At 69.5% G+C, this 1,473-nt stretch carries 2 protein-coding genes; one reads left to right on the top strand and one right to left on the bottom strand.

Annotated features, from left to right (window positions below; translation table 11 throughout):
* A partial coding sequence (locus tag ACDELDRAFT_RS22390; RefSeq protein WP_005801141.1) for a Bug family tripartite tricarboxylate transporter substrate binding protein occupies window positions 1-922 on the top strand: 922 nt, incomplete at its 5' end.
* A 259-nt stretch (window positions 923-1,181) separates the two neighbouring features.
* Here the strand turns inward: ACDELDRAFT_RS22390 and ACDELDRAFT_RS22385 are convergent.
* The coding region (locus tag ACDELDRAFT_RS22385; protein ID WP_040330662.1) for a glycine zipper 2TM domain-containing protein at window positions 1,182-1,473 on the bottom strand (292 nt) is incomplete at its 5' end.

Below are 1,473 nucleotides of genomic sequence, written 5' to 3'. Positions count from 1 at the left end.
GGGCGCAGCACAGGCCCAGGCGCCCGCCCCTTGGCCCACCAAGCCCGTGCGCGTGGTCGTGGGCTTTGCGCCCGGCGGCAGCACCGACGTGATGGCGCGCATCCTGTCGCAGTCGCTGGCCGAATCGCTGGGGCAGTCGGTGGTCATCGACAACAAGCCCGGCGCCAGCGGCAACATCGCCGCTGCGGAAGTGGTCCGCGCGGCACCGGACGGCCACACCTTCCTGATCGCCCCCACGTCGGTGGAAACCGCCAACCCCTCGCTGTTCAAGTCGAACATCCTGCCCTCGCGCGATCTGGCGCCCGTGGGCGGTGTGGGCAAGACGCAGATGTACCTGGTGGCCAAGCCACAGATCGAGGCCAAGGATGCGCGCGAGCTGGTGGCCCTGGCCAAGGCCCGGCCGGGCAAGCTGTCCTACGCCTCGTCCGGTGCCGGCACGCCCCCGCACCTGGCCTGCGAACTGTTCAAGCTGTCCACCGGCACCTTCATCACGCACATCCCCTACCGGGGCGCGGCGCCCGCGCTGCAGGATGTGATGGCCGGGCAGACCGATTTCGTCTGCGACCCTGGCATCGCCTTTCCGCACATCCGCACCGGCAAGGTGAAGCTGCTGGGCGTGGTGAGCGCCAAGCGCTCGCCCTTCTTCCCCGATGTGCCCACCGTGGGCGAGCAAGGTTTCAAGGACGCGGATCTCGACATCTGGTTCGGCATGTGGGCGCCCAAGGGCACGCCCGCGGACGTCATCGCCCGCATGAACCGCGAGCTGGCCAAGGCGCTGGCGCTGCCCGCCACCAAAACCCGCTATGCCGATCTGGGCGCGGAACCGGCCCCGCTCGAAACGGCCGACTTCAAGGCCCTGCTGGCATCCGAAGGTGCGCGGTTGTCCACGCTGATCAAGGAACAGAAGATCATCGTGGACTGAGGCACTGGCTGCGGCGGCAAGGCTCGCCAAGCCAGCGGTCATACCCACCGCGCTACACCATTGATAGCTGCGAGCGCATACGCGAAGAGCGCTGCAGGCTGTTTATCCTTTAGAACATCGCGGGGGAAGCTTTGGAGGCGTTGAGCCGCCCATTCCCCACCGCCCCTGCGGTCCCCGCGCCGGCCATCCACAGGGCCGGCCTGCAGTGCCCTGAAAACGCCCGTCCGACCGCCCGGTCTGGCGCGGGGTTTTCCGGGCCTCAGACCAGCTGGAAGCCCTTGCCCTCCAGCCGCACGGGTGCGCCTTCGGGCACGGGCTGCGAGCGGGTGAAGCGGCGTACCGATCCATCGTCCATGCGCACGCGCACCTCATACACCGTCTGGGTGCGCGTGCGCTGCTCCACCGTGTGCCCCACGTAGCCACCACCAACGGCGCCCAGTACCGTGGCCGCCGTGCGGCCCGAGCCCTTGCCGATCTGGTTGCCCACCACGGCCCCCAGCACGCCCCCGGCGACCGCACCCACGCCCGTGGCAGGGGCGGCATGCTGCACG

Origin of the sequence: Acidovorax delafieldii 2AN (genome assembly GCF_000175235.1) — a bacterium.
Classification (GTDB): Bacteria; Pseudomonadota; Gammaproteobacteria; order Burkholderiales; family Burkholderiaceae_C; genus Acidovorax; species Acidovorax delafieldii_B.
The sequence above is the reverse complement of the archived record's forward strand: the minus strand, read 5'-3'. Positions and strand labels throughout refer to the sequence as shown.